General features: G+C 57.3%; 16 protein-coding genes. 2 read left to right on the plus strand and 14 right to left on the minus strand.

Translation table 11 applies throughout. From position 1 onward, the window contains the following. Positions 1–32: 32 nt before the first annotated feature. The 12 genes from JFV30_RS22730 to JFV30_RS22785 form a co-directional block, all read right to left on the minus strand. The gene (locus tag JFV30_RS22730; protein WP_201125234.1) at positions 33–539 is read right to left on the minus strand and encodes a phage major tail tube protein; all 507 of its coding nucleotides are present in this window, start codon (positions 537–539) and stop codon (positions 33–35) included. After that, positions 539–1,705 (minus strand): phage tail protein, encoded by a 1,167-nt coding sequence (locus tag JFV30_RS22735; protein WP_201125235.1) that lies wholly within the window; start codon positions 1,703–1,705, stop codon positions 539–541. The genes JFV30_RS22730 and JFV30_RS22735 overlap by 1 nt, the downstream gene beginning before the upstream one ends. A gap of 2 nt (positions 1,706–1,707) precedes the next feature. Continuing rightward, on the minus strand, positions 1,708–1,881 hold the full coding sequence (locus tag JFV30_RS22740; RefSeq protein WP_010170111.1) for a hypothetical protein: 174 nt from the start codon (positions 1,879–1,881) through the stop codon (positions 1,708–1,710). 103 nt (positions 1,882–1,984) lie between these two features. Next, on the minus strand, positions 1,985–2,407 hold the full coding sequence (locus JFV30_RS22745; RefSeq protein ID WP_201125236.1) for a phage tail assembly chaperone: 423 nt from the start codon (positions 2,405–2,407) through the stop codon (positions 1,985–1,987). 14 nt (positions 2,408–2,421) lie between these two features. Then, entirely contained in the window at positions 2,422–3,960 is a 1,539-nt protein-coding gene (locus JFV30_RS22750) for a phage tail protein (RefSeq protein ID WP_201125237.1), read from the minus strand. After that, on the minus strand, positions 3,961–4,590 hold the full coding sequence (locus JFV30_RS22755; protein WP_201125238.1) for a phage tail protein I: 630 nt from the start codon (positions 4,588–4,590) through the stop codon (positions 3,961–3,963). Continuing rightward, complete coding sequence (locus JFV30_RS22760; protein ID WP_201125239.1) at positions 4,587–5,582, minus strand: baseplate J/gp47 family protein; 996 nt, start codon at positions 5,580–5,582, stop codon at positions 4,587–4,589. The genes JFV30_RS22755 and JFV30_RS22760 overlap by 4 nt, the downstream gene beginning before the upstream one ends. After that, entirely contained in the window at positions 5,579–5,911 is a 333-nt protein-coding gene (locus JFV30_RS22765) for a phage baseplate protein (RefSeq protein WP_010170122.1), read from the minus strand. Before JFV30_RS22765 ends, JFV30_RS22760 begins: the two co-directional genes overlap by 4 nt. 12 nt (positions 5,912–5,923) lie before the next feature. Continuing rightward, positions 5,924–6,532: a phage baseplate assembly protein V gene (locus JFV30_RS22770; protein WP_201125240.1), complete on the minus strand. Its 609-nt coding sequence runs from the start codon at positions 6,530–6,532 to the stop codon at positions 5,924–5,926. A gap of 3 nt (positions 6,533–6,535) precedes the next feature. Then, positions 6,536–7,051 carry a hypothetical protein gene (locus tag JFV30_RS22775; protein ID WP_201125241.1) on the minus strand — a complete coding sequence of 172 codons (516 nt, stop codon included), beginning with the start codon at positions 7,049–7,051 and terminating at the stop codon, positions 6,536–6,538. 22 nt (positions 7,052–7,073) lie between these two features. Further along, complete coding sequence (locus tag JFV30_RS22780) at positions 7,074–7,412, minus strand: phage holin family protein (RefSeq protein ID WP_177046859.1); 339 nt, start codon at positions 7,410–7,412, stop codon at positions 7,074–7,076. A gap of 594 nt (positions 7,413–8,006) precedes the next feature. Beyond that, positions 8,007–8,741, minus strand: a complete 735-nt coding sequence (locus tag JFV30_RS22785) for a LexA family transcriptional regulator (RefSeq protein WP_029615867.1) — start codon at positions 8,739–8,741, stop codon at positions 8,007–8,009. 182 nt (positions 8,742–8,923) lie between these two features. Here JFV30_RS22785 and JFV30_RS22790 point away from each other — a divergent pair, with 182 nt between their 5' ends. Continuing rightward, entirely contained in the window at positions 8,924–9,754 is an 831-nt protein-coding gene (locus JFV30_RS22790) for a tyrosine-type recombinase/integrase (RefSeq protein ID WP_242487113.1), read from the plus strand. 10 nt (positions 9,755–9,764) lie between these two features. On the opposite strand, the gene JFV30_RS22795 is transcribed toward JFV30_RS22790, so the two are convergent. Beyond that, positions 9,765–10,364, minus strand: a complete 600-nt coding sequence (locus JFV30_RS22795) for a hypothetical protein (RefSeq protein ID WP_201125242.1) — start codon at positions 10,362–10,364, stop codon at positions 9,765–9,767. Next, complete coding sequence (locus JFV30_RS22800; protein ID WP_201125243.1) at positions 10,309–11,316, minus strand: hypothetical protein; 1,008 nt, start codon at positions 11,314–11,316, stop codon at positions 10,309–10,311. The genes JFV30_RS22795 and JFV30_RS22800 overlap by 56 nt, the downstream gene beginning before the upstream one ends. Before the next feature lie 256 nt (positions 11,317–11,572). Here JFV30_RS22800 and mutS point away from each other — a divergent pair, with 256 nt between their 5' ends. After that, positions 11,573–14,152 carry a DNA mismatch repair protein MutS gene (gene mutS, locus JFV30_RS22805; RefSeq protein WP_201126234.1) on the plus strand — a complete coding sequence of 860 codons (2,580 nt, stop codon included), beginning with the start codon at positions 11,573–11,575 and terminating at the stop codon, positions 14,150–14,152. The last annotated feature ends 29 nt before the right edge of the window (positions 14,153–14,181 follow it).

Consider the following 14,181-nt stretch of genomic DNA (forward strand, 5'->3'; position numbering starts at 1 on the left):
GCAAGCCAGCGCCTACAGAAATCGCAAGGCCCTTACGGCATCAGCACCGCGCGGCGGGCATCGCCGAGGATGTCGACGCCGTTGAGCACGAACTTCTGGGTGCGTACGTCGATGTCGATTACCGGGATGCCGTTTTCCAGGCGGTTGTAGGTGCGGCAGGAGAACTCCAGGGTGATGGTGGGTTTATCGCCCATCTTCACCGGTGCCTCGGTCAGAGTCTTCAGCTTGCCGCCGATGGTGTGGTAGGTGAAGTAAGTCTTGCCATCCTGGTCCTGGCCGGCTTCGCGCACGTTCAGCAAAATGTCGTCGCCCAGGCGCACGCCCAGGGCAAGCATGATTTCCGGACCTGCGCCTTGCAGCTCCAATGTGGCGTTGAGCGCTTTGGCGCTCTTGGCCATTTCCTCGGCGATAAAGCGCCCGCCGGTCATGAGCTCCATATCGAAGTCAATCTTCGGCGGGGTGAAGGAATTGACGGTAGCCGACAACGGCAAGCCCTGAAGGGTGGCCGCAATGGCCTGTCTTACACGGTTGGTAAACATTAGAGAACGTCCTCCAGGAACTGCTCGATGATTTCATCGCGGGCGTTGAGTTGATAAATCATGTGTTCGTTCGGCGCGTAGCGGCCGTAGTCGATGACGATGAACCAGGTGCCGTTCTTGTACTTCTCGACACTGTTCAACTCCGGGTGCAGGTACACGCTGCCGCCGGGGATGGTTTCGTCAGCCACCAGGGTTTGCAGCCAGTCGTTGATACGTTTCACCTCCTGGTCCATGAACGACTTGGTCAGGTTCTTGGCCATGGCTTTCTGGCCGGCCTTGACCAGCTTGCGGCTGATCGCATCTTCCAGGCCGACGTAGCTGATGAACTTGCCGGTAATGGAACGGTTACCCAGCAGCGAAAAACCGCCGAGGATGGTGCGGGCGTAGTAGCTCACGCCGTAGCGGTTAAGCAGGTCGCCTTCGGTGGAGGTGTCGAGGATGTTGTACTCGACGACGCGGGAAACATCTTCGGCGAAGGTCACCTGATTGCCCGGGCTCTCCCACTGCTTGACCTTGGCCAGTGCAGCGATGGCCAGGGACGACGGCGCCAGGAACACGTTTTTCTTCGCGGCCTTGGAGTACACCGACGGCATGTTGTGCACCAGCAGGCAACGGTCGAAACCGAGGTCGGCACCGCCCAGTTCGCCGCTGTAGGTCACCTGGTCGGCGACGGTTGCGTCCTTGCCATCCAGCACCACACGGGCCTTGATGCGCTTGCCGAAGGAGGCGAATTCGCCGGCCACGGCCTTGGTGCCGGTGAAGCCTGGAGCACCGATGATGGTCAGGTCTTCGGGGACGCTGGCCAGGGCCGCGAGGCCCAGTTTGCGGCCGGTAACCGGCTCTTCACCGCCGATTACGTTATTGAGGGTATCGGCCGGGGTGGCGCCCTCGTCGACGATCACCACGTAGACCGGCACCTTGACCACTTTGAGGATCTGGTACACGGCATGGAACAGCGTGCCGGTTTCAGCGCCAGTCGGGTCCAGCAGCGCCTGGGTGGTGAAGCTGTTGATGCGGAACGGGGCGTTTTTCGGAATCGAGGCATGGGCGTTGGGGGCAGTGCCCACCAGGCCGATGACGTTGTCGCCCAGGCCACCCATGGCCTCGGGGGATTCGGTGGCATTCACAGTGATGCCGTTGTGCTCGAAGTTCAAAACCTCAGCCATGGTTATTCAGCCTTCTTGGGAGTGGAGTTGAGGACGCTGGTGAGTTCCAGGCGGCCAGCGGTGCGCAGGGCGGATGCTTCGACGTCCAGCAGGTCGAGTTCCTCGCCTGCGGTGGACCAATGGCCGGCGCCGGTGGGGAACGGGATGAGGACGGTGTAGGTTTGGCGGTTGGCCATAGGTGGATCTCCGGGCGTAAAAAAAGCCGCTGCGCGGCTTGGAGTGGTTTTCAGGAAGTGTGTGAAACAGGAAAGAAGATATACCTTCAGTGCGAAGCGTTTTTTAAAGTTGAGTTGTTAACCAAAAAGGCGCTACGGGACGGTGGTTGGCCGATGGAAATACCGCCTCTTGTGGCCAGTCTCGCAACCGGCGTCGATACTCTTGCAGCTCGATGTACTGCTCAGATGTAAGGGTTGTCGCGCCGCCACTTTCCAGCTCATCACGATGCCTTGAAACAATGGCATCAGTCGGAGATAGCTGAGCATCGCGCCAAGCTCTTTCGGCAACAATCAGCTCGTCATGAGTTGGCGATGGAGGATCAACGAGCACTGGAAAGTCATCATCCCCCCAAGTAATTACCTTTCCTTCTGACTGTCCCGCGAACAGTTCAGCGTATCGCTTAGCGGAAATTTCAAGTACATCATCCGGCATAAACTCATGAATGTCGGGGTCGTAAAAGCCGCGAGTAGATTTTGAAGCAAACATTAATTCCCCCTTTCTCAGTAGCCTACAACGATGAAAAATCCGCCAAGTTTTGAAGTCGCAACGCCCGTTGTAGATATCATCGCGGTGGCATTTAGTGTGTTAGTAGTCATCGATGTAAGAGAGAAAACCGTAGCTCCTCCGTTTCCTAAAATCGACCCACTCAGACACGAGTTCGGGAACGTTATCGGCAACGTGATCGACCAGTTCCCAAAACCTGCGCCATTCGAAACTGTATTTCCCCACTGAATAATCAACCCGCTAGGGAGCTTCTGGTATCCGCTGTAGTCTATCGACGAAGAAAACTCAGAGCTCAATTTAAGTGCCGACGTTCCCGACAGGAAGTAGTTAGTTCCCTGCAGCACCAAGTCCACCGACGATCCAGGTGGAACAACTAAACGCGATAGCGGCCTGGTAGCTATAGCTGCAACAGTATCAGAGCCAAAAGGAACTACTATCGCATTTACGGAGCCTACGTTTCGGATAGATATCACACTGCCTATTTGCCCACCGCTGGAGGGAGGCAGCGTCGCGGTAATTTCGGTGCCTGAATTTAGCAGCAATACCCTTCCGAAATATTGCGGCGTTAAATTTGCACTAACCGACAATACTGAAACGTCACTGTAATTACCCAACGCTCGCTGCACAAACTCGGTATTCGCCAGTGTTTTGCTGATATTAAACTGGAGCGCCGTGGGTGCAGTGGGGTTATCCAAAAATACGGGCGACTGGAGAGGGGCAAAACCAAAGGTAATGTTCTGGAACGTCAGCGCCGTAGAGCCAAGAACTATTGAACCATCAGTAATCAATTGCCAAATAGTATCCGGCTGAGTTACCCCTTGCTCGACCACCACAGTCATGGCCGACGTAACCTTGGCACTGGAGTCCGCGTCCTTTGCGCGAACCCAGTCAGCGTTGGTCACAACGTAAAGCCCGTTGTCTTTCGCAACTGTTTGGTTTTTTACTAGAACCCGGTCACCTGCAACGACAGCCACACCATCAACTATTTGCGCCGCACTCAACGCGATATTTGTCGTAGTTGCCACGCGTACCGACTGCTTTGCATCTAGCTTGGCAAGCTCATCAGCCACATAACCCGTCACCCAAGCACGTGTTGCCTTGACGACAGTGTCGTCAATCAACAACGTTACAAGCGAAGCGTTGTTAGTCTCGAAAATCGACCGAATATAAAACTCTTTCCCCGTCCCTGACGTTGCCAACACCGGTTTGAAAGATTCCGGATATTTCACTATCGCATAAAGAATCCCCGTGTCCGTCCAAAGCCCGGCTTCACGTACATACCAACCACCGACCTCAGCCGGAATAGTCACTTCAGCCAGCAACCAACTCGGATTTTTCTCATCCTGGAACAACGCATTCAGCGGCCCGCGCCAGACTTCACGCTTCAGCGCTTTGGCTGTGGCATCCGGGTTGTAGACCGCCCCATTTCCATCACCAACTGAAATTTGCGCAAGTTTGATCGGCACGCCAGCAGCCTTGCAGGCTGTTTCGTAGGCGATCCCCGCATTGGTAAGCAGGGTGTAGTAGTCAGCCATTTAGGACTCCTGTGGATAAAGGGTGGTGGTTTCGACGGTGTAGAGGCCGGCGGCCATGAAGGCACTGCCAGACGCCTCGAGCCCGGCAAGCACCAGCGGGTAAATCGTGGTCAGCTCGCCGCACACGGTGGCGGCGCCGATGCTGTGGCCACCGAACGCGCTCAAGCCCACGGAGATCGAGAGCATGTCGCGCTCGCTTTTGGCATCGGACAGGCGGCGGTCTAGACGGGCGTCAATTTCTTCGCTGTAGGGCAGCTCGGTGTAAGCCCGCACGGAGAAGCTGTAGGGCTCGCCGGGCGGCGTCTGTTCGTACCAGGCGCGAACCTCCGGTGCCAATTGCAAACCCTTGGCCGCATTTTCCAGCGCTTGGCGAGTGCCCGCTTGCCGGGCAGTGGGCCAGGCGAGTTTGACCGTCAAGCGCTTTTCAGCTTCGGGGGCAGTGGCGCTCCATTCGTTGACCGCCCGATCCGCCGCCAGGTAGGGCAAAAACGCCACTGGCGTTCGAGCCGGATCCATCAGTTCAGGGAACGGTGGAGTAACCCGGTCGAGCAACTGCCCGAAACCCATGTCCAGCGCCTTCTCCAACGGAGAACTGTTGGCAGGCAGCAAACTGCCTTTTGGCTCGTTCATAGCGTGCGCACCTCCACCTCGACACCCGTGCAATACGGCGCCTGAAACGCCGTGGTGACGATCGGCTCCAGCGGCTCAAGGATTTGCAGTTGCGCAGCGCCCGCCGAGTGGATGGCGTAGTCGATCCAGCTCGGGTCCACACGCCCTTCCAGGCGATGACAAGACTCGGCGTAGGTTTGCAGCAGTTGTTGCGCGGCCACTTGGGTCAGCCCGGAATCCGGGCCGGCGTTGATCTTCGCCACCACGCGGATTTTGTAGCGCAGGATCTGAGCCGCCTGCACCGTGACGAGATCCGTTTCCGGCCGCACATCAGGCCGGGCGAAATGCCGGCGTACACCGTCGAGCAGATCAGCAGGTGGCGTGCCATCCCCGTCTCGGGCCAAGACCGTCACCATCACTTCACCCGGCGCGGTGCGACGGCCGTTGCCATCCTTGACCCGTGCCGCGTAGCCGTCCGGGTCGAAGGTATAAGTGACCGTCACCACCCCGGGCGTAGCACTTTGCACTTTCACTGATGGACGCTCACCCAGGGTGAAAACCTCCCGGCGATACTGCATGCGCGACCCTGCCGCTGGAGCATGGGGCGCGAGGTAATAACGCAGTCGGGCGTCATCGTCGCTCTCCAGCGTCGGCGGCACTGGCGGGAAAGCCGCCGGATCGCCGGGATCAAGCACTTGACGCTCCAGGCCCATGTCGGCAAGGCGTGCGTCGAGGTTGCTGCCGGTGGCCCACCACGCCAGCATCTGCTTGATGCGGGCGTTGTATTTGCGCTCGTGGGTTTGCAGGCGAACGCAAAAAGCTTCGAGCGCCAACGTCAGCAACTCGCTCTCGTTCTCCAGGCTGACCTTGAGCTTGGCCGCATTTTCCGGCGCTCGGCCAACGACGTAATCAACCACAAACGCCTTGAACTCCGCCAACAGCGGTTCGAACTCGTCGACGGCAATGATCGCCGGCTCGGCCAACTGGTTCTGGCCGGGTATCAGCATGCTCATGTCACCACCTCGAAGGTTTGTTTGCGGTTTTTCCAGGTGCCGGCAAAGCGCAACAACAGGCCGGCGCCCTGGCGGTTGGCGACGATGACTTGCGGCTCGAAGTCGGCAATGCCGTTCTGTGGGTTGTAGAACGCCTGGGCGGCATGGCTTTGGGCGAGAATCAGCAGGTCGTCGCCGAGGTTTTGCCCGAGCAGTTGCGGGATCATTGAGCCGTACAGCGGGCGCTTCTGGCGGGTGCCCAACGGCGTGGTCAGCGCTCGGGTGGCGCGCTGTACGAATTGCAGCCAGTCATCGACGGCCGCCCCGGTGTTCCGATCGATTCCAATCATGGGATGTCCTTATCAGGGGCTGATGACCCGGCCCTGGTGGTCCACCACCGGGCCGCTGAAGTGCGCGCCGCCGGCATCCAGCAACAGGCTGGTGCCGCCGACTTGCAGCGTGATGCTCTGGGCGCTCATCGTCAGGTTGGCGGCGCCGACCTTGACGTCGACCTGCTCGCGGGAACCGATGAACGTGGTGGGGCCATTGGCCCAGTTGAAGGTGTGGCTGGCGTCGTCGTAGTCGCTTTGGGTGCCGTCCTGATGGCGCCGCCGGGTCAGTGTCGGAACGCTGGAGACCGGCGGAAAACGATCGCTGTTCAAGCCGAACAAGGCCACCGATTGCGCCCCGCCCTCGCCGCCGCCGTAGTTGAGCAGCACGCATTGCTCGCCCACCGAAGGGATGCGGGTTTCGGTCTGTGCACCGGCGCTGGGGTTGAAAAAACGGATCGCCGGGGTGAGCAAGTCGCCGTGGCTGACCTTGCAGGTGTTGCTGGCGGCATCGACCTCCTGGCACACGCCGATGCGGCAGAAACTTTCGGCGCGTCGATAGAGGTCTTCGAGCTGGGCTTCCATTTCAGCCAGGCGCTCGATGATTGGCCCCAGTTGCATGCGTAACAGCGCGTCAAACATGGGTTACTCCGCCAGTGGTTTGTATTGGTCGGGGTCGTCGATGTTCGAGACTTCCCAGGTGCAGGCGAACAGCGGTTTGCCTGTGGGGTCGTTGAGCAACGGCGGTCCGATATAGAGGGTTTGGGTGAAGGTGACGGTCCAGGTGTCGTAGTCCGTTTCGGCGGGAGTGCGTATTGAGGGCGCGGCGACTATGTTGGTCGGCAGGTCGCACTGCGCCTGCGGCAGGTTCCAGCGGTTGTCCAGCACCAGGTCCATCAGTCGACTGGCCAGGTCACAGGCATCAAAGGGCAATGCACCCGGAGCGACCATGGCCTTGAGTGAAATCCCCAGGGCATGGGCCTTGCGCCCTTCACGGGAGCGGATGCCCGGGCCATTGCCTTCAACCGTGATCAATACGCCGGTGTTATCCCCGGCGCCCTGAAAATCCTGGTGATTGCCGACCTTCAGGTCCGGAAAGGCAATATGCAGCGCCTCGCTGATGGCTTGAGGGAGTTGGGAAGGTTTTTCGATGAGGGTCATTTAAGTAGCGTCCTTGCAACGGTTACTGCGGGTCCTGACGGGTGCCTTCGTTGACGCCAATCCGCTTGGCTGCCCACCGTTCATAAAGGCCGATGGCCACGTCTGCACCGGCCATGGCGGTCAGGCAACCAATGGCGCCGGCCGTCCAGATCGACATGCCGGCGGCGTAGCACAGCATCAGGGCTGATACCCCGCACACCATGCAGGCCCCGGAACGCAGGGCCAGGCGCCGCAACAGCGACCAACCACGGGCGCCTTCCTTGTCGGCGCGCCACATTTCTCCGGACACACCGCCGATCAGGGCCAATACGATCACCAGCCAGATAGGCATTTCCGCTAACGCTTGCTGCTCGTTTGTCATGTCACGCCTCCTGGCTGAGCATTACCGGCGCAGTGCCGGGTTTTGGGTAATTCCATTTATAGGTAGGCATTCCAAAAAGCCCGGTTGCCCGGGCTTTTCAGTAATGATTTCCTCGGTCTTTCGGCGCTACTGGCGCGGTACGGACCTTTCCTCAATGTTTTTCCGACCACGATCCCTGTCTGCCGGATAACTGCTTCTGGTGCTTTACGCTGCACACCCGGGCCAGTTGCCAACCCTCTGAACCGTTAAGGCCGGTTCATCGCTGCCTGTTCTTGAAGCGGTATGAAACTAAAGAGCGTCGGCATCCTTGCCGGTGTTGCCTGGCATCCGTGCCATCGCTTCGATGGCGTCCTTGCCGGTGTTGCGTAACGTCCTTGTCTCCCCTGGCAGCATCCTTGCCGCCTCCACCAGACCTTCTTGGCTGGCTTGAGATGGAGAATATGCATGTATGCATATACAGTCAATGCACAAATGCATTTATTTTTGCGATAGATATGCACGCATGCATTCATAGCCTTGCAGGCATGGGTTTGGTGGTTTTGCACAGGCGAAAAAAAGCCCGCTCATTGGCGGGCTTTGTCCTACGCGGAGGGGTTAGCGGGCGTACATGCCCCACCAGAAGACGTGACCGAGGATGCTGATCTGTTCATCCTGGATGTCCTGGAAGCTGTAGTCCTCGTCCGGGTGTTCATCGCGGTTGAAGCTGCGCAGGCGAATCCCGGAAGGCAGGCGGTAGAGCTGTTTCACCCGCAGTTGGCCGTTGTGGTTGATGGCATACAAGTCGCCATCGACGATGTCGCCGATCCCGCACTTGCCGGCGTTGACGCCCACCGTCGCACCATCACGCAGTACCGGCAACATGCTGTTGCCACGCACCGTCACGCACTTGGCCTGGTCGAACTGCACACCGTTGTGCCGCAGGCTGCGCTTGCCAAAACGCAGGCTGGCCTTCTCGCTTTCCTCGATGACGAATCTTCCTGATCCAGCAGCCAATTCAACCTCGCGCAGAAAGGGGATCGACACCTCGTCATCATTAACGGGGGTGTCGTCGTCCCACAGGCTTATGTCCTTGAGTTCCGAATGCATCGGGTCGCGCTCTTCCGACCGCGCCGGCACCAGCGCCGCGCGCCCGCGCAGCTGGTCGGTGCTAACCTGGAAGTAATCGGCGATGCGCGAGATGTGCTTGTCAGACGGGTCAACGATCTTGCCGCTGAGGATCCGGGACAGCGTGGATTGAGGCACGCCGGTACGCCGGTGAAGCTCCGTGGGGGAGATCCGGTCGCGGTCCAGCAGCTCTCTTAAGACGATAGAAACGTTGCGTTTTTGCATAACGCGGATAGTGCAGGCAGTTTTGATGCTTGGCAAATGCTAATTTGCATATTTTATGCATCGAGCGGCGAATTTGACCTGACCGTTTGTGAACTACGAAGCCCGGGGCGATTCAGAAGTACCGTTATGCCTTGGACATCTGCACTGCCCTGGTCGGAATTGATCGTCTAGCCGGCGTATTGTTGCCCGAAGACATCCAGTTATTAAGGATGCTGCTGATTGCAGATCGAGCGCCGTCGACCGTCAACCACTACCTGGCAACGTTCGCCGGTTTTTTGGGTTGGTGCGAGATAAATGGGTATTGCCGTCCGGGTTTATCAGAAGCGTGTAATCGGTTCGCAATGCAAGGCCAAGAGCCAGATCCGCTTACTCGTGATGAATTCCAACTGCTGGTAGAAAAAGGATGCCTTCACCCGCAGGACTCTGCGGCCATTACCCTGGCCGTGTACACCGGGCTTCGACCAGGTGAGCTATGTGCGCTAGCTGTAGAAGACATAGATCTGGAATCAGGACAGATCAACATTACCCGCGCCATTACCGCCAAAGGCACGTTCAAGATTCCCAAAACGGGGAGGCCGCGCTCAGTATTATTAATGCCGCCAGCAGTAGAAGCCTGTCGTGCGCTGATGGTGCTTGTGGCCGATCACCCTGCACGCTCCATTGAAGTGTTCCAGAACAGGCACGAGAGTCGGAAAGAAAAGGTCACCCCACTGCTTTCTCCCTCCACTCAGGCACGCAAGAAGATCATAAACTTCTGGTATGTCCCCACCGCTTGGAATACCAAGTGGGCGGCGATCCAAAAGCGTTCTGGCATCCGCCCTCGTCGACCGTACCAGACGCGCCATACCTACGCGTGCTGGTGTCTCACTGCCCGTGGCAACCTCGCATTTATTGCTAAGCAGATGGGACATAAAGATTTCACCATGCTGGTGGAAGTTTATGCCAAATGGATGGATGACGAATCACCTACCGAGCTTGCAAACATCTGGAACAGCATAAACAAAACAAAATAACCAGCCAACACTATATGACTTTTCTCAGCCTAGCCTCGCTCGCAGATTTAACGGCTGACTTTACGTCTCCACGACTTTCTTCAAGAAGACTATCAAGAGCCAAAGAATGCACGTCATAAATCTGGAAAGGCAGAAGCATCATCCGATAACAACCAAGAACAAAAAAACCGGACGACATAACAAGAGGAATGCTCTTTCCATAGAAAACATTCATCTTAATTGCCAGCATCGAAAGCAAACTAAATCCAAGGCAAATCAAAAAAGAAAACAATGTATTCATTTGAGACATGAGCATGTACTTAACCTTTAAACCATAAAGATAAGTTTGCTCATATGTCATTTTACCTACGTACTGACTACGCCCAGAAAAAAGCATAGCAGTGATCACGAAACCAATAATCACACCACTGAACGTGATCACAGCGTTTAAAAGATTATCATCAACTTTATCAATACAAAAAAAGCCAAGCACACCACCCAGAATCAATATAACCATATTGAAGACTAGATATGCTACGTTGCTAGCGGAGGCGCGCGCAACGTCCCCAAGCTCATCATTTACTAGCTTTGCGTTCTTTAGTTCTTCGGGAATTAGGTATAAATATTTCATTGTCGGCTAGCGCTCCAGATTCGTCCAAAATCCTTTTTCCGTTATCTCCGGGCGTACATAGTTCCTCAAGATAGACGAGCATTTTCCTGATCAGTTCCGCTCTATCAGGATTCTTACCACCAACGTCAGTAACTTCAATCGTTTTCTTAATCTTAAATTTCGCTGCACCACGAATCGAGGAACCGTCAGCCAGATGAATAATAACACCGTCGATCTCTTCTTGCTCCCTCGCTTCGTCGTATGCCGCGATAACCTTCTCGGTTGGGAGTGTATCCTTAGATTTCCACTCAACCGTCATCATTCCAGTGCTGGGCATATATCTTTTTACACCCGAAAGCATACCCAGTAATTCACTATCAGTATTAGGAACCGATTCACTGAGTCCTAAAGTAAAGCCCTTGGCTCCTCCCCCACGAGCAATCTCTCCACGCAAACCTGAAGACACCGCATCTGTAAAATAAAAATTGTAACCGCGCCCCAAACTGAACTGACGAACCAATTTATTCAAGTAACGCTCAATGTACATAATACCGCCAGCACCGCGAGTACTCTCAACAACTGCTGCCTGACCGTAAACTAAAATATAAGATATATAGATAAGCTCGCGAGCCTCATCTCCCTCCGCGCCTGCTCGCTCATCTATTACAGCGTTAGCCTGGTGCGGATCAGGCGTCAGTGTTGGAGGAATTGCTCCGGGCTCGTAAGACCAAACCTCAAACACACAAGTATCGTCGTCCAATTCCTCAAAATTATTGAAAAAATAGCATTGCTGAGGAACTTGGGTGCCGTCAGCGAGACGTACCATCTGCTCCCAGATGCGTGATCCAACAGTTGGACAACGATCGCGCAGCTCGCGCATCAAATCGGCAAGCACAATCTTGGGCCCAGATTTGAGTTGAGAAAAATGTATCGGTTTGAGCTGCAGCGTACGGCTAATCGGCTTTCTTGCCATTTCAATTCCTTGATGATGCTTAGCCGATTACGAAGGTGGTAATCGGCACTGTGGCGCGCACAGGCGTCACAGTGAAAAATGGGGGAGAGGAATACTAATGCGACATGGTAACCTCAACGCATTGGCAAAGCTCGGCGACGATAGCCTTTTGATACCTTATTTCTCTAAGGGATCAAAGCTAATTTGGTTACCAGAATGCCCCATTTCTGCCCCAGCCATTTTCAAGAAATTACCTAACCTACTGATGAATAAAGCAATTTCAGATCTGTCCTCACACACCCCGATGATGCAGCAGTACTGGCGCTTGAAAAACCAGCACCCTGATCAGTTGATGTTCTATCGCATGGGCGACTTCTACGAGATCTTCTATGAAGATGCGAAGAAGGCCGCCAAGTTGCTGGACATCACCCTGACCGCGCGCGGGCAGTCGGCCGGGCAGGCGATTCCGATGTGCGGGATTCCTTATCATTCGTTGGAAGGCTATCTGGTCAAGCTGGTGAAGCTGGGCGAGTCGGTGGTGATCTGTGAGCAGATCGGCGACCCGGCTACCAGCAAGGGCCCGGTGGAACGTCAGGTGGTGCGCATCATTACCCCGGGCACGGTGAGCGATGAGGCGCTGCTGGATGAGCGTCGCGATAACCTGATCGCTGCGGTATTGGGGGACGAGCGGCTGTTCGGCCTGGCGGTGCTGGATATCACCAGTGGCAACTTCACGGTGCTGGAGATCAAGGGCTGGGAAAACCTGCTGGCGGAACTGGAGCGCGTCAATCCGGTGGAGTTAATGATCCCGGACGACTGGCCAAAGGACTTGCCGGCGGAACGTCGTCGTGGGACCAAGCGCCGCGCGCCGTGGGATTTCGAGCGTGATTCGGCGCTGAAAAGCCTGTGCCAGCAATTCTCCGTGCAAGACCTCAAGGGCTTTGGTTGCGAAACCCTGACCCTGGCCATCGGCGCCGCCGGTTGCCTGCTCAGCTACGCCAAGGAAACCCAGCGCACCGCCCTGCCGCACTTGCGCAGCCTGCGTCATGAACGCCTGGACGACACCGTGGTGCTGGACGGCGCGAGCCGTCGCAACCTGGAGTTGGACACCAACCTGGCCGGCGGGCGCGACAACACCCTGCAATCGGTGGTCGACCGTTGCCAGACCGCCATGGGCAGCCGCTTGTTGACTCGCTGGTTGAACCGTCCGCTGCGGGATTTGACCGTACTGCAAGCACGTCAAACCTCCATTACTTGCCTGCTGGACCGCTATCGCTTTGAAAAGCTGCAACCGCAGCTCAAGGAAATCGGCGATATCGAGCGGATCCTCGCGCGGATCGGCCTGCGTAACGCACGGCCCCGTGACCTGGCGCGCCTGCGGGACGCGCTTGGCGCCCTGCCGCAACTGCAAGCAGCGATGACCGAACTGGAAGCGCCGCACCTGCAACAGCTGGCCGTCACCACCAGCACCTACCCGGACCTGGCGGCGCTGCTGGAAAAAGCCATCATCGACAACCCGCCCGCGATCATCCGTGACGGTGGCGTGTTGAAGACCGGTTACGACACCGAGCTGGACGAACTGCAATCCCTGAGCGAGAACGCCGGGCAGTTCCTGATCGACCTGGAAGCCCGTGAAAAAGCCCGTACGGGCCTGGCCAACCTGAAAGTCGGCTACAACCGCGTGCACGGCTACTTTATCGAGTTGCCGAGCAAGCAGGCCGAGCAGGCGCCGATCGACTACCAGCGCCGCCAGACCCTCAAGGGCGCCGAGCGCTTTATCACCCCGGAACTGAAAGAGTTCGAAGACAAGGCGCTGTCGGCCAAAAGCCGCGCCCTGGCTCGGGAGAAGATGCTCTATGAAGCGTTGCTGGAAAGCTTGATCGACAAGCTGGCGCCGTTGCAGGACACCGCCGCCGCCCTGGCCGAACTGGATGTGCTGAGCAACCTGGCGGAGCGCGCCCTGAACCTTGACCTGAACTGCCCGCGTTTTGTCAGCGAGCCGTGCATGCGCATCGTGCAAGGTCGCCACCCGGTGGTGGAACAGGTGTTGACCACGCCGTTCGTCGCCAACGACCTGTCGCTGGACGACGACACCCGCATGCTGGTGATCACCGGTCCGAACATGGGCGGTAAATCCACCTACATGCGCCAGACCGCATTAATCGTGCTGCTGGCCCACATCGGCAGCTTCGTACCGGCAGCCAGTTGCGAGTTGTCCCTGGTGGACCGCATCTTCACCCGGATCGGTTCCAGCGATGACCTGGCCGGTGGCCGTTCGACCTTTATGGTGGAAATGAGCGAAACCGCCAACATCCTGCACAACGCCACCGAACGCAGCCTGGTGCTGATGGACGAAGTGGGCCGCGGCACCAGCACCTTTGACGGGCTGTCCCTGGCCTGGGCCGCCGCCGAGCGGCTGGCGCACCTGCGGGCGTATACGCTGTTTGCGACCCACTACTTCGAGCTGACCGTGCTGCCGGAAAACGAGCCGCTGGTCGCCAACGTGCACCTCAATGCCACCGAGCACAACGAGCGCATCGTGTTCCTGCACCACGTGCTGCCCGGCCCGGCGAGCCAGAGTTACGGCTTGGCCGTGGCACAACTGGCCGGTGTACCGGCTGAAGTGATCACCCGTGCCCGCGAGCACCTGAGCCGCCTGGAAGAAACCGCCCTGCCCCACGAGCTTCCCGTGGCCAGCCCGGCCAAAACCAGCAACAAACCGAGCACGCCGCACCAGAGCGACATGTTCGCCAGCCTGCCTCACCCGGTACTGGATGAGTTGGCTAAACTTGACCTGGACGACTTGACGCCGCGAAAAGCGCTCGAAATGTTATATGCACTTAAGACTCGGATATAACGCAGACGCTTGCAAGCTGGTAGACTCTC

The organism is Pseudomonas sp. TH32, from assembly GCF_016650855.1.
In the GTDB taxonomy this organism is placed as follows: domain Bacteria; phylum Pseudomonadota; class Gammaproteobacteria; order Pseudomonadales; family Pseudomonadaceae; genus Aquipseudomonas.